This window comes from Nocardioides sp. J54, from assembly GCF_000519005.1.
Classification (GTDB): Bacteria; Actinomycetota; Actinomycetes; order Propionibacteriales; family Nocardioidaceae; genus Nocardioides.
The window spans coordinates 25,245-44,300 of sequence record NZ_JAER01000037.1 but is presented as its reverse complement, the minus strand read 5'-3'; the positions used below and the strand labels follow the sequence as shown (position 1 = coordinate 44,300).

Sequence of the window (19,056 nt, the reverse complement as noted above, 5' to 3'; positions counted from 1 at the left end):
GGCGCCCGCGCCGGAGGCGCGTCGAGGGCAAGTGCGGGCCGAGCGCAGCGAGCGCCTGCGCGCGAACCTCGACAGGCGACACGCTCGCGCCAGACAACACAGGGCGGCGCGGACGGAGTCCGTGCCGGCAACCGCGCCGCCCAGCCGACCGGCGGGGGCCGGTCGGCTACGGTGCGCGGCCGCCGACACCAACCACGGAGCAACACTGACGTTTGTCGAGGTGCGAGGCGGCCCAGCGCTGAACCTCGAAACCAGCGGCCCCGTGCACCGGACTGTGCCCACCACAGCCTCCACGCAGGCCCGAAGGTTTCAAACCCTCGGCCTAGCCGGCCAGCGAATGCCTACAACCGCTCCCGCACCGCGTCCCGCAGCGCCTGCTCCGGGTCGACGCCGGCCTGCCGGGCCTCGGCGACGAGGGCGAGGAGGCGCTCGCCCAGCGCGGCGGAGGCGTCGGTGGGGTCGACGGGGTCGGCGGGGGTGCCGGCGCGCTCGAGACGGTCGAGGACCTTGTCGGCGTAGAGCAGGGCGGGGAGGGCGGTGGGGATGCCGTCGTCGACGGGGCGGTCGGCCTTCTCGCCGGCCTTCACCTGCTGCCAGAGGTCGTTGACGGCGTCGGCGTCGAGGCCGGCGGCATCGACGTCGCCGAAGACGTGGGGGTTGCGGCGGACCATCTTGGCGGTGATGCCGCGGGCGACGTCGTCGAGGTCGAAGTCACCGCGCTCCTCGGCGACCACGGCGTGGAAGACGACCTGGAGCAGCAGGTCACCGAGCTCCTCGGCGAGGTGGGACCAGTCGCCCGAGACCTCGCCGGCGTCGATGGCGTCGACGGCCTCGTAGGTCTCCTCGAGCAGGTAGCGCACGAGGGAGCGGTGGGTCTGCTCGCGCTTCCACGGGCACTCGGCCCGGAGCCGCCGCATGACGGCGACGAACTCCTCCACCGCCGGGTCGGCCACGGCTCAGCCCACCGGCGCGGCCTGCTCGAGCGGCGAGCCGCAGACCTCGGAGGCGGGGAGGCCGGCGAGCCGCTCGTAGATCGCACCCTCGTCGTCGGTCTCGAGGGCGAGCTCCTCACCGGCGCGGGCGACACCGCTGTAGGCGGCCGAGAGGTCGTCGCCGGTGAAGACCTTGCCGTCCTGCTGGGTGCCGAAGACCGGGTTGAGGACGACGGCGTTCTCCTCGAGCCACTCGTCGACGACGGCCTCGCCGACCTCGGCCGCCGTCTGCGCGTCGCCGGCGCTCCGGCCGTCGGCGAGTGCCCTGGTGCCGATCTGCTCGAGCGGCTGACCGAGGCGCTGGCCGATCCAGGACAGCCACTCGAAGGACTCGAAGGAGTCGTCGTCGGGGCCGACGCCCCAGTTGCGCTTGATCGCGGCCGGCGCGACCTTGCCCGGCAGGGTGAGGTCGTACTCGTCCGCCAGCTCCTCGACGGCGACGGCCTGGGCCCAGTTCCAGGCGATCTGGGCGCGCACCGCGGCGCGGGCGTACGACGGCGCGGTGGGCTCGGACTCGAGCAGCGAGCAGTAGTCGTGCACCGTCTGGTCGACCCGGGAGAGCTCGACCGAGCGGCCGTCCACCTCCGCGGCGACGCCCGGCTTCGCGCCGTCGTCGGTCAGGCCGCATCCGGTCACGGCCAGGGCGGTCGCAGCGAGGACGGAGACGAGGGAGGTACGACGACGCACGGTGCCTACTCCTTGGGGTCGATGACCGAGTCGATGACGAGTCGGGCCCATTCAAGCAGGGCGACCCCCTCGATGGGGGTCCCCGTCTTCCCCGGTGTGCCGGGTCGCGGCACGAGGATCGACTCGAGCTGGTGCTTGACGATCGACTTCGGGTAGAGCCGGTTCAGCCGCACGGTGCGCGACTCGGGAAGCACGACCGGGTGGAAGCGGACGTTCTTCCCGACGGTGGTGACCTCCTTGATGCCGGCAGCCCGGACCCGGGCGCGGAAGCGGGCGACGAGCAGCAGCGCGGCGACCTGCTCGGGCGGCTCGCCGTAGCGGTCCTCGAGCTCGGCGACGATCTCGTCGACGTCGGCGTCGGTGCGGACCTCGGCGAGGCGCTTGTACATCTCCAGGCGCAGCCGCTCGCTGGGGATGTAGTCGTGCGGCAGGTGCGCCTCGACCGGCAGCTCGATGCGCACCTCCTCCAGCTGCTCGGGGGCGCCGCCGTCGGCGCGGAAGTCACGGACCGCCTCTCCGACGAGGCGGACGTAGAGGTCGAAGCCGACGTCGGCGATGTGGCCGGACTGCTCGCCGCCGAGCAGGTTGCCGGCGCCGCGGATCTCGAGGTCCTTCATCGCGATCGCCATGCCGCCACCGAGGTCGGAGTGCTGGGCGAGGGTCGCGAGCCGCTCGTGCGCGGTCTCGGTGAGCGGCTTCTCCGTCGGGTAGAGGAAGTAGGCGTAGGCGCGCTCGCGGGAGCGGCCGACCCGGCCGCGCAGCTGGTGCAGCTGGGAGAGGCCGAGGGTGTCCGCGCGCTCGATGATCATCGTGTTGGCGTTGGACACGTCGATGCCGGACTCGACGATCGTGGTGCAGACCAGGACGTCGAAGCGCTTCTCCCAGAAGTCGACCATCACCTGCTCGAGCTGCTGCTCCCCCATCTGCCCGTGCGCGGTCGCGACCCGGGCCTCGGGGACGAGCTCGCGGATCTTCGCGGCCGCCTTCTCGATCGAGCTGACCCGGTTGTGGATGTAGAACACCTGGCCGTCGCGCAGCAGCTCGCGACGCACCGCGGCGATGACCTGGCGGTCCTCGTAGCCGCCGACGTAGGTGAGCACCGGGTGCCGCTCCTCCGGCGGCGTGGTGATCGTCGACATCTCGCGGATGCCGGTGATCGCCATCTCGAGCGTGCGCGGGATCGGCGTCGCGCTCATCGACAGCACGTCGACCGAGGTGCGCAGCCGCTTCATCGCCTCCTTGTGCTCGACGCCGAAGCGCTGCTCCTCGTCGACGATGATCAGCCCGAGGTCCTTGAAGCGCGTGTCGGCGTTGAACAGCCGGTGCGTGCCGACGACGACGTCGACGGTCCCGTCGGCGAGTCCGGCGAGGGTCTCGGCGGCCTCCTTGTCGGTCTGGAACCGGCTCAGCGGCTTCAGCACCACGGGGAAGCCGCTCATCCGCTCGGAGAAGGTCGCGAAGTGCTGGTTGACCAGCAGCGTGGTCGGCACCAGCACGGCGACCTGCTTGCCGTCCTGCACCGCCTTGAACGCGGCCCGGACCGCGATCTCGGTCTTGCCGTAGCCGACGTCGCCGCACACGAGGCGGTCCATCGGCACCGTGCGCTCCATGTCGCGCTTGACCTCGTCGACGGTGGTGAGCTGGTCAGGCGTCTCGTGGAACGGGAAGGCGTCCTCGAGCTCCCGCTGCCAGGGCGTGTCCTGGCCGAACGCGTGGCCCTGCGTGGCCTGCCGCGCGGCGTACAGCTTGATCAGCTCGGCCGCGATCTCCTTGACCGCCTTGCGCGCGCGGTTCTTGCGCTTGGTCCAGTCGCCGCCACCGAGGCGGTCGAGGCTGGGCTGCTCGCCGCCGACGTAGCGGGTGACCTGGTCGAGGGTGTCGGCAGGGACGAAGAGCCGGTCCGGCGGGCCGCCGCGCTTGGAGGGGCCGTACTCGAGGACGAGGTACTCGCGGACCGCGCCCTGCACCTCGCGCTGCTTCATCTCCACGAAACGACCGACGCCGTGCTGCTCGTGCACGACGTAGTCGCCGGCCTTGAGCTCGAGCGGGTCGATCTGCCGCTTGCGGCGCACCGGCATGGCGCCCTTGTCGCGGGTGGATGCCTTCGCACCGACGACGTCCTCGCCGGTGAGCACCACGAGCTTGCGGGCCTCGTCGACGACGCCGTGCGCGAGCGCGCCGCAGGTGACGGTGACGACCGCCGGGTCGAGCTCGGCACCGGCCGCCACCTCCTCGACGAGACGGGCCGGCACGTCGTTCTCGGCGAGCGCCTCCACCATGCGGTTGGCGGGCCCGTGGCCGACGTGGACGACGGCGACCCGCCAGCCCTCGCGGTGCCAGCGGCGGATGTCCTCGAAGGCCTTCGCCACGTCCCCGCGGTACGACGGCGCCGGCTGCGCCGCGGTGGGCACCTCCTCGTCCAGGCCGAACGGGCTGAAGGTCCACCACGCCTGCCCGCGCTCGCGTGCGTGGGCGCGCACGTCGCCCAGGGACTGGTAGGACGCGGCCTGCAGGTCGATCGGCGCCTGGCCGCCGCTGGCCGCGGTCGCCCACGACGCGGCGAGGAACTCCTCGCTGGTGGCGACCAGGTCCTGGGCCCGCGCGCGGGCGCGCTCGGGGTCCAGGACGAGCACCTTGGTGTCCTCGGAGAGCAGGTCGACGAGCAGCTCGAGCTCGTCGACGAGGGCCGGGATCAGCGCCTCCATGCCCTCGACGGCGATGCCCTGGGCGAGCTTGTCGGTGATCTCGACCAGCTGCGGGTGCTCGCGGCCGAGCTCGGCCGCGCGGGCGCGCACCTCGTCGGTCAGCAGCAGCTCGCGGCAGGGCGGCGCCCACAGGCGGTCGACCTTCTCGATGGTGCGCTGGTCGGCGACGGCGAAGGAGCGGATCTCGTCGACCTCGTCGCCGAAGAACTCCACGCGCAGCGGGTGCTCCTCGGTCGGCGGGAAGACGTCGACGATGCCGCCGCGGACGGCGAACTCGCCGCGCTTCTCGACCAGGTCGACGCGGGAGTAGGCCGCACCCACCAGGCCGGCGACCACGTCGTCGATCTCGGCGGTGTCACCCGCGGCGAGCTCGACCGGCTCGAGGTCGCCCAGGCCCTTGACCTGCGGCTGCAGGACGGAGCGGACCGGGGCGACGAGCACCTTGACCGGCGCGGCGACGCTGCCCGGCGCACCCGGGTGGCACAGGCGGCGCAGCACGGCGAGCCGGCGACCCACGGTGTCGCTGCGGGGGCTCAGCCGCTCGTGGGGCAGGGTCTCCCAGCTCGGGTAGTAGGCGACGCCGGAGGGGTCGACCAGCGCACCCAGCTCGTCGACCAGCTGCTCGGCCTCGCGGGTCGTCGCGGTGACCACCAGCACCGGGCTCTCCCCGCGGGCGAGGCCGGCGACGAGGAACGGGCGCAGCGCCTCCGGGCCGGTGAGCTCACCGGTCGGCTGGGCGCCCCTGGCCTGGTCGAGAGCATTCGCGAGGGCGGGGTCGGCGAGGACGGCGTCGGCGAGGCCGGCGAGGTGCACGAGGAGCTTCTTTCAGCAGGGTCGGACAGCACGAGCGCCCCCGGTCGGGCACGACCGGGGGTGGGCTCCCCAGCGTAGCGAGCGCCGCCGACAGGACCTACGCCGTCGGGTCGGCCACCCGGCCGAGGAAGAGCGGGGTGCCGTGCTCGAGGTCGTGGATGACGAACAGGAAGGGCCGGTCGACCTTGACCTCGACGGTCACCGGCGCGCTGGTCTCGGCCATCACCACCGCGGTCGCGGCGGCGGCCTCGGTGCCCTCCTCGTCGACGGCGATGAAGCCCTGGTGGAAGACGTCGTCGACGTAGAGGTCGAGGTCCTCGTCGGTCATCGGGCGGAAGTCGGCGTCGCCGAACGCGGCCTCCATCCCGAGCTGCTGCAGCGCGTCCTTGAGCGAGGAGCCGAACCGGAAGCTCCACCGCGGGAGGTGGAGGTCGAGGTTGGTGGGCTGGCCGCTGCCGATGAACGGCGCGAGGTCGCGCGCCGCCTGCTCCTCGACCTGCGTGAGGTCCGGGCCGTCGGGCAGGACGACGGTCATCGCGAGCCCGCGGCCGGCGTACGGCACGGTCGCGGCGCGCCACCCGTCGCCGGTGGCCAGCGCGCCGGAGAGCATCGGGTTGCGCATCAGGTCGACCTGCACGGTGGTCCCGTCGGCGCGGCGGAAGTCACCTGCCGCGGTCAGCCCCTCCTCGAAGGGTTGCTCCCACGGCGCCTTGAGGTAGATCGCGTTGACCAGCACCATCCGGGTGCTGGGGTCGAGGGAGCCCTCGGGCAGCAGGTCGACGATCCGGTCGTTCGTCTGCTGCTCGACCCAGTCGTTGACCCGGGTGCGGGCCTGCTCGGTCGCGCCCTCGAAGTCCACGGCGCGCAGGGCGGCGCCGTACTCCTTGGCCAGCAGGTCGAGGAAGTCGGCCGACCAGCCGACGCCCTGCTGGCCGAAGACCTGGTTGGCGGTGGCCAGCTCGAGCTCGGCCTTCGAGCCGTCGGCGCGCCCCTGCTCGCCGGCCAGCCCGTCGACGTACGACGTCAGCGCGTTCGCGCCCTTGTGCCAGCGGTCGCCGAGGTCGCTCGCGCCGAGCACGTCGCGCATCTCCTCGGCGGTGCGGCCGGCGGCGCCGGTCAGCGTCATGCCGAGCGCGACGAGGACCGAGTACGGCGAGAGCACGACGTTGCCCGGCTCGGTCGCGAGGGTGCGGTAGAGCCCGCCGGCGAGGCCGTGCAGCCCGGCCACCACGTCGGGCACCAGCGAGCCGTCACCTGCGGCGCGTTCGACGTCGGAGGAGACGAGCTCGATCCCGTCGAGCTCGTCGGGGACCGGCTCGGAGCCGGGGTCCTCCTGGCCGGTGCAGGCGGCGAGGGTGCCGGTGCCGCCGAGGACGGCGAGGGCCAGCAGGCCCAGGCGCAGCGTGTCGCGTCGGTCGATCATGGTGGTCGGACGCTACTGCGGCGCTGACGGTTCCGTCAGCCCACCGTGCCAGGTGTCAGGACGACTGGACGGGCGGGCCGACGAGGAGCGCCACGACGAACAGCACGGCGACAGCGACGACGCCCACGCCCAGGCCGCGCAGCGGCTTGACCAGCAGCCACGCGACAGTGCGGTCGACGATGCCGGTCCCGGCGCCGGCGGGGAGGCGCCAGGAGTCGCCGAGCCAGCCGCGGCGCAGGGCGACCCACTCCACGAGGATGGTCAGGAAGGGCGGCACCGAGGAGGCCAGGACGAGCACTCCACGGCCGAAGGACCAGCGCCGGTCGACCCAGAGAACCACCGAGGTGACGCAGTAGGCGAGGAACACGGCCCCGTGGATCATGCCGAAGACCCGGACGGCGAGGTCGGTGGTCTCGGTGCCGTACTTCAGGACCAGGCCGAGGATCAGGCCGGCCCAGGAGATCGCCTCGGCGGTCGCGACGACGCGGAAGAGGCGGGTGGGGGTGGTGCTCACGTGGGCCGACGCTACCTCTGTGAGCCAGCCCACCCGGGGTCCGGGTCAGGCGCCGAAGCGGCGCTCGCGCAGGGCGTAGGCACGCATGGCGCGCAGGAAGTCGACGCGGCGGAACTCCGGCCACAGCGCCTCGCAGAAGTAGAACTCCGACTTCGCGCTCTGCCAGAGCAGGAAGCCGCCGAGCCGCTGCTCCCCCGACGTGCGGATGACGAGGTCGGGGTCGGGCTGGCCCTTGGTGTAGAGGTGCTCCTCGATGTGCTCGATGTCGATCATCTGCGCGAGCTCCTCGAGCGAGGTGCCCTTGGCGGCGTGCTCGGACAGCAGGGAGCGGACGGCGTCGGCGATCTCGCGGCGCCCGCCGTACGCGACGGCGACGTTGACGATCATCCCGTCGACGTCGGCCGTGGCCTCGGCCGCGGCCTTGAGCCGCTCCGCGGTGGCGTCGGGCAAGAGGTCCAGCGCACCGACCGGGTGCAGCCGCCAGCGGCGCTGGACGGCGAGCGAGTCGACGGCCTCGACGATGATCTCGAGCAGCGGCTCGAGCTCCTCCGGCGGCCGGTTGAGGTTGTCGGTCGACAGCAGCCACAGCGTGACGACCTCGATGCCGACCTCGTCGCACCAGGTCAGCAGCGGCTCGATGTTCGCCGCGCCGGCACGGTGGCCGTGCGCGGTGTCGCGCCCCACGGCCCGCGCCCAGCGCCGGTTGCCGTCGAGCATGACCCCGACGTGCTTGGGCAGGTTGTCCGGCATCCTGCGAAGCACGCGTGCCTCGTAGGCCGGGTAGAGCACCCGTCGAAGGCCACGCTTCCAGTCCGCCACACCGCTGATCGTAGGCCACGGTGGCGGGCACGGTGGTAGACCAGAGCCGCACCCGGGACCTTCCCGCTCCACCACGGGCCTGACACGATGAGCCCCACCGGACGACAGCACGACGAGAGGTACGACGCGATGACCGCAGCCGCCTGGCACCCGGACCCCACGGGACGCCACGAGCTCCGCTACTGGGACGGCACCCAGTGGACCGAACACGTCTCCGACAACGGGGTGCAGTCCACCTCCCCGCTGGACGGCGGCTCCGACGCCGGCGCGTCAGCCGGTGGGTCGGCTGGTGCCGGGAGCACGGACCAGACCCAGGTCGCGCCCCACCAGCAGGACCAGCAGTGGGGTCAGCAGGGCCAGCAGGGTCAGCAGGACCAGCAGTGGGGCCAGCAGCCGCAGCAGTGGGGTCAGCAGGGCGGCCAGCAGCAGGTGCCGGCCGACGCCTTCGCGGGCATCTCCGGCGAGCTGATCGACGGCCGGTTCAGCGAGGTCGACGGCCACGGCCCGATGCGGCAGAACCACAAGCTGCTGCGGGTGCGGATCACCGAGCCGTTCATGGCCAAGCAGGGCTCGATGGTCGCCTACCAGGGCAACGTGAACTTCGCCTACCAGGGCGGTGGCGCCGCCAAGTTCCTGAAGAAGGCGTTCACGGGCGAGGGCCTGTCGCTGATGCGGGTCGAGGGCCAGGGCGACGTCTTCCTCGCCGACCTCGCGCACGAGGTGCACATCCTGCACCTCAACAACAGCGGCATCTCGGTCAACGGCAAGAACGTCCTCGCGTTCTCGGCGTCGCTGGACTGGAACATCGAGCGGGTCAAGGGCGGCAGCATCGCCGCAGGCGGCCTGTTCAACACCACGCTGCGCGGCACCGGCTGGGTGGCGATCACGACTGAGGGTGAGCCTGTCGTGCTCAACCCGGCCGAGGCGCCGACCTTCGCCGACGCCCAGGCGCTGGTCGCCTGGTCGGTCCACCTGCAGACCTCGATCCGCTCCACCGTCAGTGCCGGTGCTCTGATCGGCCGCGGCTCGGGCGAGGCCTTCCAGGTCGCCTTCCAGGGCCAGGGCTTCGTCATCGTGCAGCCCTCGGAGGGCCCGCCGATCCAGACCGCGGGCTGAGTCCGCGACAGGTGCGTCGGCAGCGGCCGGGTGAGTGTGGGATCACGCTCGTCCGGCCGCTGTTGCTTTCCGGCTCCGTGGGTACCCTCGTGCCATGAGTCAGGCCTTCCACCACGCGAACGACCGAGTCCGCGCCCGGCTGGACGACCTCGGTGACCAGATCAGCGACAAGGTCGCCGAGATCAAGCCGAAGCTCCGCGGCTGGATCCACCTCGTGTCCACCCCGATCGTCCTCGCCGCCGGCATCGTGCTCATCGTGCTCTCCCCGACGGCGACGACGAAGGTGGGCTCGGCGCTCTACGCCGGGTCGGCACTGCTGCTCTTCGGGATCTCCGCGCTCTACCACCGCGGCACGTGGTCACCGAAGGTGTGGCGGATCCTCAACCGGTTCGACCACTCCAACATCTTCCTGTTCATCGCGGGCTCCTACACGCCGTTCGCGCTGATCCTGCTCGAGGGTCCCTCGCGGGTGATCATGCTGTCGGTGGTGTGGACCGGCGCCCTGGCCGGCATCGGCTTCAAGCTGTTCTGGCCCGGAGCCCCGCGCTGGCTGTCGGCGCCGATCTACATCGCGCTCGGCTGGGCGGCGATCTTCTTCATCCCGGCGTTCTTCAGCGGTGCCGTCGCGCTCGGCCTCGGCGTCGGGATCGCGGTCTTCGTGCTGATCGTGGTCGGTGGGGCGCTCTACACGATGGGCGGGCTGGTCTACGGCTTCCAGTGGCCGGACCCCTCGCCGCGCGTGTTCGGCTTCCACGAGATCTTCCACGGCTTCACGATCGCCGCGTTCGCCGCCCACTACGTCGGGGTGTCGCTGGCGACCTACTCGCTGCGCTGACGGCGCTCGAGGAGCACCAGCACCTCCGCGTGCGGGGTCTGGGGGAACATGTCCAGCAGCCGCCCCCGCACCGGCGAGTACGACGCCATCGTGGCCAGGTCGCGGGCCAGGGTCTCGGGGTTGCAGCTCGAGTAGAGCACGTGCGGCACGCCCGACTCCTCGAGCCGCTGCGCCAGCTCCGGCCCGAGCCCGCGACGGGGCGGGTTGACCACCACGAGGTCGGCCTCCGCCAGCAGCGGTGCGTGCTCCGGGGCGGTGGCGTCGCCGACCTCGAACCGGATCTCCCCGGGCAGGGCGGCCTCGTCGCGGGAGCGCTCGGCGCTGGCGATCGCGTCGGCGCTGATCTCGATGCCGGTGACCTGCCGGCCGGGCGCGGCGAGGTGGAGCGCGAACCCGCCGACGCCGCAGTAGAGGTCGAGCACCCGCCGCGGCGCGAGGTCGGCGGTCCACGCCACCGCCTCGCGGTAGAGGGCTGCCGCGACGTCGGTGTTGGTCTGGAAGAAGCTGCGCGGGCGCAGGTGCAGGGTGATCGCGCCGAGCCGCATCGGCAGGGTGTCGGCCGCGGTGAGCACCAGCTCACGGTCGCCCTCGAGCACGGCCCGGTGCGCGGGCTGGACGTTGATCGTCAGCACCCGCAGGTGCGGCAGCCGCTCCTGCAGCCAGGGCAGGTGCTTGCGCACCCGCGCCTCGTCCGCGGTCGAGCGGAGCACCAGGCGCACCATCAGCTCACCGTCGGGTGACTCGGTGACCAGCACGTGCTTGAGCTCGCCGCGCTGGGTAACCGGCAGCGTCGAGGCGACGTCGTAGGGGGTCAGGGCGGCGCGCACCACGAAGTCGGCGAGCACCGGCAGCGCAGCGACGATCCCCGGCGTGTGCAGCGGGCAGTCCCGCAGGTCCACCCCGCCGCCCCGCGGGTCGAGGATCCCCAGGCTCGGCGCACCGGCCGTGCCCGCCACGACCATCTTGGCCTTGTTGCGGAACCCCTCCGGCGGGCTGGTCACCGGCGGCTCCCAGACCATCCCCGCTGCGTCGACCAGAGCCCGGGTCGCCGCGAGCTTCGCGGCCAGCTGGTCGTCGTACCGGCGTCCGAGCCAGGCGCACGAGCGGCACTCCCCCGCCGCGAAGTGGGCGCAGTCGAGCACGGCGGGACCCATGCCGCCATCGTAGGCCGGGGCCGACGAGCTACTTCATGCGGCCGTAGAGCGCGCGCACCACCTTGGTGAGCTGCTGCTCCTCCTTGACCGTTCGGCGGAAGGTCGTGAGCGCGATGGCCGGCTTGAACCGCTGCCGCGCGATCGCGTGGGGGTAGGTGAACTCGCGCAGGCCGTCGGGGCCGTGGATGCGGCCGAAGCCGGAGTCGCCGACGCCGCCGAAGGGCAGGGTCGGGATGCCGGCGAAGGAGATGACGCCGTTGATGGCGGTCATGCCCGCGCGCAGGCGCTCGGCGATCGCCATTCCCTGCTCCTTCGAGAACACCGTGGAGCCGAGGGCGTAGCGGGTGCCGTTGGCCCGCTCGACGGCCTCGTCCATCGACCGCACCTTGGTGACGGTGACGGTGGGCCCGAAGGTCTCCTCCTGGACGGCCGAGGACTCCTCGGGCACGTCGACGAGGATCGTCGGCTGCACGTAGCGGGCGTCCTCGGGGACCGGGCCGCCGATGAGCGCGCGGCCGCCGCGGGCCAGGGCGTCGTCGATGTGGCGGCGGATGATGTCGACCTGGGACGGCATGGTGATCGGGCCCACCTGGCCGCCGGGCTCGGCCTTGACGTTCTGCGCCTCGGCCAGCAGCTTGTCGAGGAACTCGTCGTAGACCCGCTCGTGGACGTAGACCCGCTCGACACCGGCACAGGTCTGGCCGGCGTTGGAGGCGGCGCCCCACAGGGTGGCCTCCGCGGCGTCGTCGAGGTCGGCGTCGTCCGCGACGAGCAGGGCGTCCTTGCCGCCGGCCTCGATCACGACGGGGGTGAGGGTCTCGGCGCAGGCGGCCATGACCTTCTTGCCGGTGGCGGTCGAGCCGGTGAAGGCGACCTTGTCGACGCCGGCGGCGGTGAGGGCGGCACCGGTCTCGCCGAAGCCGGTGACGACCTGGAAGACGGGACGGCCGACGGCCTCGCGGAAGGTGTCGGCGAGCCACTCGCCGACACCGGGGGTGTACTCCGACGGCTTGAACACGACCGTGTTGCCGGCCGCGAGGGCGTAGGCGATCGAGCCCATCGGGGTGAAGACGGGGTAGTTCCAGGGGCCGATGACGCCGACGACGCCGAGCGGGCGGTACTCCACGCTCGCGGCCTGGTTGACCATGAGCAGGCCCGGCGAGACGCTGCGGCGCTTGAGCACCTTCGCGGCGTGGCTCGCGGCCCAGGCGAGGTGGTCGACGGCGAGCGCGGCCTCCATGAGGGCGTCACCCTTCGGCTTGCCCGTCTCGCGCGACATCACCGCGGCGAGCTCCTCGATCCGGCGGGCGATCACCTTGCGCCACGCGCCGAGGGCCTTCTTGCGACCGTCGAAGCCCAGCGCACGCCAGCGCTCGGCCTCCTTGCGGGCGGTCGCGACGACGGCGGCCACGTGCTCGGCGTCGTGGATCGGGTGGGTGCCCACGACCTCGCCGGTGGCGGGGTCGAGCGAGTCGAAGGTCTTCGCGGCGGCCGGTGCGGCGTCGGTGCTGGTCACGGGTTGAAACATACCGGCAGTACGTCTGTCAGCGCATCGGTCCGACAGCCAAGACGAGCACGAGCACCGACGCGCCCGCCAGGACACCGGCGAGGGTGAGCGCCACGACAGGCTGGCGCCGCGCCAGCGACTCGGTCGCGAGGTAGCCGAGCGAGATGAGCGCGAGCACCACCGTCACGTGCAGCAGGACGGCGAGCGCCACCCCGGTGACGGCGCCGGCGACCCGGAACCGTCCCCACGTCAGCCCCAGCAGCAGGGGTACGACGACCGCGCCGGCCAGACCGCCGACGAGCTCCTCGACGAAGCCCCGCTCCCCCATCCACGGCAGCACGTCGACGACGTCGAACAGGTCGAGGGTCGCCAGCACGCCGAGGGTGGCGATGAGCAGGAGGCTGCCCGCCGCGGCGACGAGGTAGCGCAGGTGCTGCCCGCGCGACCACGCGGTCGAGCCGGCGCGGATGGTGCCGAGGGTGACCGCCGACCACACCAGCCAGCTGCGCACCGGGCCGGTGTCGGTGTCGCGCATCGCGTCGCGGAAGACCCGGTCGGCGGCGACCCGGTCGAGCACGTGCCCGTCGACCGACACGTAGTCGGCGGGCTCGTCGGCGCGGTGGACCAGGCCGTCGTGCAGCAGCGCCGGCGGCAGGTGGCGACCGGTGCGCGGCACGAGCCAGGTGAACAGCGCGGGCACGGAGGCGAGGTCGCTCTCGAAGGAGCCGGGGTCGGCGGGGACCAGCAGGACGCCGTACTCCCGGTCGCGGTAGGCGATGCGGCGCTGCATGCGGAAGCGCTCGGTGCGGCGCCGGACGTCGCCGACCTCGACCCGCTCGAGCACGACCCGCGGCGGGCAGGCGGGGTCCGGCGGGTCGGTCACGGTCCCGCCGTCGAAGAAGCGACCGGTGTCGGCGGCGGTCTCGACCGGGTTCATCCGCACTGCCCCTTCCCGAGCCGGACGAGGCCGTTGCGGTCGCCGGTGCCGAAGTCGAGGAGACCGACTTCGTCGGCGTACATCAGCTCGCCCGGGGAGTCGACGTGGTCGAGCCCGACGAGGTGGCCGAGCTCGTGCAGCAGGATGGCACGACCACGGGCCCGGCCGTCGGGGTCGCCGCCGAGCCGGTCGTAGACGTCGCTGTCGAGGGTGACCTGGCCGGTGACGTAGCGCAGCCGTCCGCCGCGGGTGTCGGACTGCGCGACCGCTCCCCCGACGCCGGCGACGTTGCCGCTGAGCTCCTCGACCTCGTCCTCGGTCGCCCAGGCGACGAGCACCGGCTCGCGGCTGCCGCGCGGGACGAGGTCGGCCTTCCACGACGGCCGCCGGTCGGTCTCGCCGAGGTAGTCGAACTGCAGGCCGGTCAGCCCGGAGACGACATCGACCGCCTCCTGCACGAACGCGACCGCGTCGTCGGGGTCACCGGGTGCGCCGTCGGGGTTGATCTCGTAGCGGACCTCGCGGCACGGGTCCCACGCCACCGGCTCGTCGGGGTCGCCCGGCTGGTGCCGCAGGAACGCGTGGACGCCTCCGGGCACGACCTCGGCAGGCGTGCCGAGCGGATCGTTGCCGATGCCGAGGACGCGGCGCACCGCGGCGAGCTCGTTGCCCGGCCCGATGACCACGACGACGGCGAGCAGGAGCACGCTCCCCAGCAGGGTGAGCCCGGAGCGCCAGCGCTCACGCACGGACGTCGTCCGGGTCGGTGACCGGCCGCTCGCACACGAACCCGCGGCAGACGTACGCCGCCGGGCGTCCGTCGACGGGGGCGCGGCCGGCCAGCAGCGGGATGCCGTCGACCGGCCCGTCCGCGACGACCACCACGGCGCCCGGGATGCGCAGCGCCCGCTCCTCGAGGGCTTCACGCTCGGCCCCCGCGGGGCCGACGACCGCGACCTCCAGGGGGCCGTCGAGCATCGTGGTCGCCGCCGCCAGCGACCAGCCCGCGAAGCGCGGCGCCTTCGCGGCGAGCGCGCCGACGGTCGGCAGGGCCCGCTCGGCTGCGTCGCGGTAGCGGCCCTCCCCGGTCAGCGCGTGCGCGTCGACGAGCGCGTGCAGGAGGCTGCTGAACCCGCTCGGGCTGGCGTTGTCGCCGGGGTCGCGGGGCCGGACGACCAGCGCCTCGGCGTCGGCACGGGTGTCGAAGAACCCGCCGTCCGGTGCGGCGAAGCCGTCGAGCGCGATGTCGACGAGGTCCGTGGCGAGGTCGAGCCAGCGCGGGTCGGCGGTGGCCCGGGCGAGGGCGAGGAAGCCGGACGCGACGCAGCCGTGGTCCTCGAGGACGCCGGCGTGCGGCCCGGCGACGCCGTCGCGGGAGACCCGCAGCAGCCGCCCGTCGCGCAGGTGCACCGAGGCGAGCAGCTCCGCCGCCCCGACCGCCGCGTCGAGCAGGTCGGGCCGTCGCAGGCGGCGGGCGGCGTCGACGAGCCCGCTGATCGCGAGCCCGTTCCACGCCGCGACCACCTTGTCGTCGCGCGCCGGGCGCGGGCGCTGCTCCCGCGCGGCGAGCAGCCTGCGTCGTACGTCGGCGAGGCGGGCCTGGTCGTCAGGGTCCGTGGGGAAGTGCCGCAGCTGCAGGGTCGAGGTGCCGTGCTCGAAGGTGCCCTCCGCGGTGACGCCGAACGTCTCCGCAGCCCACGCGCCGTCGTCGGGGCCGAGCTCGGCCACCAGCTGGGTCGGGGTCCAGACGTAGAAGAGCCCCTCCTCCGCGTGCCCGCCCGGCTCACCGACGCTGTCGGCGTCGAGCGCGGAGGCGAACCCGCCCTCGGGCGTGCGCAGCTCGCGCAGCAGGAAGTCGGCCGTCTCCCCCGCGACCCGGTCGCCCTGCGCGGTGCCGAGGCGCGCGTAGAGGCCGAGCAGCTGAGCGTTGTCGTAGAGCATCTTCTCGAAGTGCGGCACCACCCAGCCGCGGTCGACGGAGTAGCGGGCGAACCCGCCACCCAGCTGGTCGTACATCCCGCCGCCGGCCATCGCCGCGGTGGTGCGGGCGAGCATGTGGCGCGCCTTCGCGGCCAGGTCCTCGGGTCCGTCGTACCTGCGCAGGAGCTCGAGCACCATCGTCGGCGGGAACTTCGGCGCCGTCCCGAAGCCGCCGGCCATCGGGTCGAACTCGGCCGCCAGGGTGCCGACCGCCGCGTCGACCACCTCCCGGGTCAGCGGCGCCGCCGGCAGGGCCGCCTCGCGGCGCAGGTGCTCGGCGACGTTCGCCACCGTCGCCCGCACGTCGTCCCCGCGCTCGGTCCACGCGGCGCTGAGCGCCTGCAGGACCTGGGTGAACGACGGCGAGCCGTGCCGCGGCTGGTCCGGGAAGTAGGTGCCGGCGAAGAACGGCACCCCGTCGTGGTCGAGCACCACCGTCATCGGCCACCCGCCGTTCCCGGTCATCGCGGTCGTCGCCTGCATGTAGACCGCGTCGACGTCGGGGCGCTCCTCGCGGTCGACCTTGATGCTGACGAAGTGCGCGTTGAGGAAGTCCGCCGTCGCCGGGTCCTCGAACGACTCGTGGGCCATCACGTGGCACCAGTGACAAGCTGCATATCCAACCGACAGGAGAATGGGCACGTCGCGCCGCCGGGCTTCCTCAAAGGCGGACGGCCCCCACTCCCACCAATCCACAGGATTTTGAGCGTGCTGGAGCAGATATGGGCTGGTCGCGGAGGCCAGTCGGTTCGCCATCAGCAGTGCTCCTGATCCAGTGATCCTTGTATCAATCTGGTCCCGATGATACAAATAGTTGATACGAATTTCTGGATCTCGTTGGTCGAGTAGGCCGAGGAACGCGGCCGTATCGAGACCCAGTCCCCACCCTACGAGGGAGGCAGCGATGGCGACCCGCAGGAAGTCCACCCTGCTCGCCCAGGGCAAGGAACGCCGCCTCGACGGCACCGGCTGGCCCTGGCGCGTCCGCCTCTACGCTCCCCCGCCGGGCGGCACGAGCTACCAGATCAAGTTCAAGGCGCCCGCCGGCGAGGGCGAGCCATGGAAGCCGGTCCTACGCCGAGCCAACACCGAGGCCGAGGCCCGCAAGATCTTCGCCCAGGCCGAGGAGGCGCTCGACCACGAGCAGGCAGCGCCGGCCAGCGCGAAGGTGCGAGCCACCCGCACGATCGGGGCGCTCGCCGCGGAGTACATCGCCGACAGCAAGCGCCGCGGCAAGGCGCCCCGCACGATCCAAGGTCGCGAGTCGCGCGTGAATGCGCATGTCCTGCCGGCCATCGGTCATGTGCCCGTGGCGAAGTGGCGAGTCGAGCACAGCCAGCTGGTGATCGACCGAGCCTCGAAGACGGTGCACTCGGCCCGGGGGCGTGAGGACGTGCGCGGCGTCCTGGCGGCGATGCGCAAGTTGGCGTGGCGACTGGAGTGGCTGGATCGCCGGTTCGATCCGTTGGACGGTCTGGAGATAGGCCGGTCGACGGTGTTCCACGGGACGACGACGCAGTTCGTAGACCCGCGGCTGCGACCGGAGACCCGCCAGGTGAAGGCGATGGCCGACGCGGCCGACAAGCTGTGCGGTCCGGAGGGCACCGATCCCCTGCTGACCCGACTGCCACTCTTCGGCACCAAGATCCGCGTCGCCGGCTTCGGCGGGCTCCGTCTGGGCGAGCAAAACGGCCTCCGCGCAATCGACGTCTTCCTCGAGCGCGGCTACGTCCAGGTCAACGGCAGCTGGATCACGCCCCGCCACTCGCCGGGCTTCCGCGGCCCGGTGAAGAACCACGTCATCCACGAGGTCCCCCTCCCCCGCTCGGTCATGCACGACGAGCTGCTCCCGCGAGTGAAGGAACTACTCGGGCTGCCGGCCAACGCATCAATGCAGCGCGTGGTGAACGCCCAGGAGGAGGAGCGCCAGCGCCGCGCCCAGCTCGCGGCGCGCGAACCCGACAAGAGCGTCGCCTGGTGGAACTACCCCGTCCCACCGGAGGACGAACAGTGGATCTTCGTCGACACCGTCACCGGGTTGCCGGTCAAGCCCGAGCTCCACAACGAGCGCTGGCACCGGATCCGCAGGTGGGTCGACGAGAACGACCCCGACAACGCCTGGCCCCGCACCATCGTCTACCGCAACCTCCGCCACCACGCCGCGACCAAGTGGTTCCACGAGGAGCTCGGTGAGTCGTGGGAAGTCGTCGCGCAGTACCTCGGCGACAAGCTCACCACCGTCCTGAACCACTACGTCCGCGCTGGCGAGGACGCCCTCCGCGACTCGGTCACGAAGCTGGCAAATCGATAGATCCAACCGCCAGCAGGACGCCCCTACGCACGATCTACGGGTCTACGTTTGCTTTACGTACCTACGTATGATTTACTGACACTCGTCCGCACAGCACCCGTAGCAACGTAGGAGCAACATGAACATGCAGCAGCCCAAGGTCGTCCTCCACGATGTCCGCGAGGTCGACGACGCCGCCGGCACCCACTACGAGACCGTCCTCACCGGCAAGCAGATCATCGACCTGATCGACACTGACGTCCTGAAGTTCGAGGGCAACATCCGCCCCGACTGGCAGAAGAACACCATGAGCGCCAAGACCAAGCGCAAGGTCAACAACTGGGCGGCTGAGCTGCTCGAGGGCAACGGCGTGATCGGCAACCTGTCGATCCGGTTGAACCCGGACGCCGCTGACACCGACTACGAGATCGAGGACGACGCCCTCGCTCTCTTCTCGGGCTACTTCGACACCGGCATCGACTCCCAGTCGCGCATCACGGCGATCCAGAAGGCTTCGGACAACATCACGACCATGAACCCCCACGGCGTGCACCTCTATGACCGCCGCTTCGCCGTCCGCATCTGGCTGGCGAACGACACCGACGCGCCGCGCATCGGACGGTCGTTCAACAACGACGGCGACAAGGTGAACGAGAGCGCCGCGAAGTCGGCCTACCAGGAGGACTTCACCACCGATGACCTCGTGAACCGCCTCGTGCGCGGCTCGCAGCATCTCGGCACCAACAACGTCGAGTTGCTGTCCAACTCGGTGTCGGCGTCCTCCGCGAAGTTGGTTGCCTTCAACACTCTGTCCAAGGCCTTCGAGGACCACTGGTCGGACCTGCCCTTCAACGAGCAGGCGCGCACCGACCAGGTCGACTTCCTCATCAAGTTCTGGGACGCGCTCGTGAGGGTCCGCCCGGAGTTCGGGCGAGTCACCACCGACGTCCGCAAGAACCTCCGCGGCTCGTCCGTCGCCGGCTCCGCCCTCTCGGTCCACGGCGTGATCGCGATCGCGGCCGCGATCTGGGCGACCTCGACGAAGGACCTGAGCGTCCTGGACCACCTCAAGGACCCGGCGACCACCGGGAACGGTGCCACCGTCGACTACTTCTCGTACAACAACCCCGACTGGCAGAAGATCGGCGTCCTCGTCTCCTCGGTCACGTCCGGCGGGATCGCGAAGCTGACCCTGCGCACGTCCTTCCAGACGCGCAAGGCTGCTGCCGACTCGATGCTCGCGAAGGTCGGCCTGAAGCCCTGATCGTGAAAGCGCCGCTTTCC

General features: G+C 72.0%; 15 protein-coding genes. 4 read left to right on the top strand and 11 right to left on the bottom strand.

What is annotated here, in order from left to right; all coding sequences use genetic code 11:
- Positions 1–341: 341 nt before the first annotated feature.
- The 6 genes from NOCJ54_RS26890 to NOCJ54_RS0118595 form a co-directional block, all read right to left on the bottom strand.
- Complete coding sequence (locus NOCJ54_RS26890; protein WP_051486070.1) at positions 342–953, bottom strand: MazG family protein; 612 nt, start codon at positions 951–953, stop codon at positions 342–344.
- 3 nt (positions 954–956) lie between these two features.
- A complete protein-coding gene (locus NOCJ54_RS0118615) occupies positions 957–1,679 on the bottom strand; it encodes a hypothetical protein (protein ID WP_028656698.1) in 723 nt (240 codons plus the stop codon).
- 5 nt (positions 1,680–1,684) lie between these two features.
- On the bottom strand, positions 1,685–5,197 hold the full coding sequence (gene mfd, locus NOCJ54_RS0118610; RefSeq protein WP_028656697.1) for a transcription-repair coupling factor: 3,513 nt from the start codon (positions 5,195–5,197) through the stop codon (positions 1,685–1,687).
- Positions 5,198–5,294: 97 nt separating this feature from the next.
- Positions 5,295–6,620: a serpin family protein gene (locus NOCJ54_RS0118605; RefSeq protein WP_028656696.1), complete on the bottom strand. Its 1,326-nt coding sequence runs from the start codon at positions 6,618–6,620 to the stop codon at positions 5,295–5,297.
- 55 nt (positions 6,621–6,675) lie between these two features.
- Positions 6,676–7,134 carry a DUF3817 domain-containing protein gene (locus NOCJ54_RS0118600; protein ID WP_028656695.1) on the bottom strand — a complete coding sequence of 153 codons (459 nt, stop codon included), beginning with the start codon at positions 7,132–7,134 and terminating at the stop codon, positions 6,676–6,678.
- Between the two features lie 45 nt (positions 7,135–7,179).
- Positions 7,180–7,953: an isoprenyl transferase gene (locus tag NOCJ54_RS0118595; RefSeq protein ID WP_028656694.1), complete on the bottom strand. Its 774-nt coding sequence runs from the start codon at positions 7,951–7,953 to the stop codon at positions 7,180–7,182.
- 129 nt (positions 7,954–8,082) lie between these two features.
- Here NOCJ54_RS0118595 and NOCJ54_RS0118590 point away from each other — a divergent pair, with 129 nt between their 5' ends.
- Together NOCJ54_RS0118590 and trhA are read left to right on the top strand one after the other, a co-directional pair.
- Positions 8,083–9,069, top strand: coding sequence for an AIM24 family protein (locus tag NOCJ54_RS0118590; RefSeq protein ID WP_028656693.1), 987 nt, complete (start codon positions 8,083–8,085; stop codon positions 9,067–9,069).
- Between the two features lie 94 nt (positions 9,070–9,163).
- Positions 9,164–9,904, top strand: coding sequence for a PAQR family membrane homeostasis protein TrhA (gene trhA / locus NOCJ54_RS26885; RefSeq protein WP_051486069.1), 741 nt, complete (start codon positions 9,164–9,166; stop codon positions 9,902–9,904).
- On the opposite strand, the gene rlmC is transcribed toward trhA, so the two are convergent.
- Genes rlmC through NOCJ54_RS0118560 form a run of 5 tightly spaced genes read right to left on the bottom strand, consistent with a single transcriptional unit; the run spans position 9,889 to position 16,238 of the window.
- Positions 9,889–11,058, bottom strand: coding sequence for a 23S rRNA (uracil(747)-C(5))-methyltransferase RlmC (gene rlmC, locus NOCJ54_RS0118580; RefSeq protein ID WP_036518647.1), 1,170 nt, complete (start codon positions 11,056–11,058; stop codon positions 9,889–9,891). The two genes, trhA and rlmC, sit on opposite strands and share 16 nt — an antisense overlap.
- 28 nt (positions 11,059–11,086) lie before the next feature.
- Positions 11,087–12,574, bottom strand: a complete 1,488-nt coding sequence (locus NOCJ54_RS0118575) for an aldehyde dehydrogenase family protein (RefSeq protein ID WP_028656691.1) — start codon at positions 12,572–12,574, stop codon at positions 11,087–11,089.
- 28 nt (positions 12,575–12,602) lie between these two features.
- Positions 12,603–13,502, bottom strand: coding sequence for a DUF1353 domain-containing protein (locus NOCJ54_RS0118570; protein WP_157514966.1), 900 nt, complete (start codon positions 13,500–13,502; stop codon positions 12,603–12,605).
- Positions 13,499–14,251: a matrixin family metalloprotease gene (locus tag NOCJ54_RS26880; RefSeq protein ID WP_051486067.1), complete on the bottom strand. Its 753-nt coding sequence runs from the start codon at positions 14,249–14,251 to the stop codon at positions 13,499–13,501. The genes NOCJ54_RS0118570 and NOCJ54_RS26880 overlap by 4 nt, the downstream gene beginning before the upstream one ends.
- On the bottom strand, positions 14,244–16,238 hold the full coding sequence (locus NOCJ54_RS0118560; RefSeq protein WP_028656689.1) for a thioredoxin domain-containing protein: 1,995 nt from the start codon (positions 16,236–16,238) through the stop codon (positions 14,244–14,246). Before NOCJ54_RS0118560 ends, NOCJ54_RS26880 begins: the two co-directional genes overlap by 8 nt.
- Before the next feature lie 148 nt (positions 16,239–16,386).
- Between NOCJ54_RS0118560 and NOCJ54_RS0118555 the strand changes: the two genes are divergently transcribed.
- Together NOCJ54_RS0118555 and NOCJ54_RS0118550 are read left to right on the top strand one after the other, a co-directional pair.
- A complete protein-coding gene (locus NOCJ54_RS0118555) occupies positions 16,387–17,793 on the top strand; it encodes a hypothetical protein (RefSeq protein ID WP_028656688.1) in 1,407 nt (468 codons plus the stop codon).
- Positions 17,794–17,911: 118 nt separating this feature from the next.
- Positions 17,912–19,036, top strand: a complete 1,125-nt coding sequence (locus tag NOCJ54_RS0118550; protein WP_028656687.1) for a DNA sulfur modification protein DndB — start codon at positions 17,912–17,914, stop codon at positions 19,034–19,036.
- The last annotated feature ends 20 nt before the right edge of the window (positions 19,037–19,056 follow it).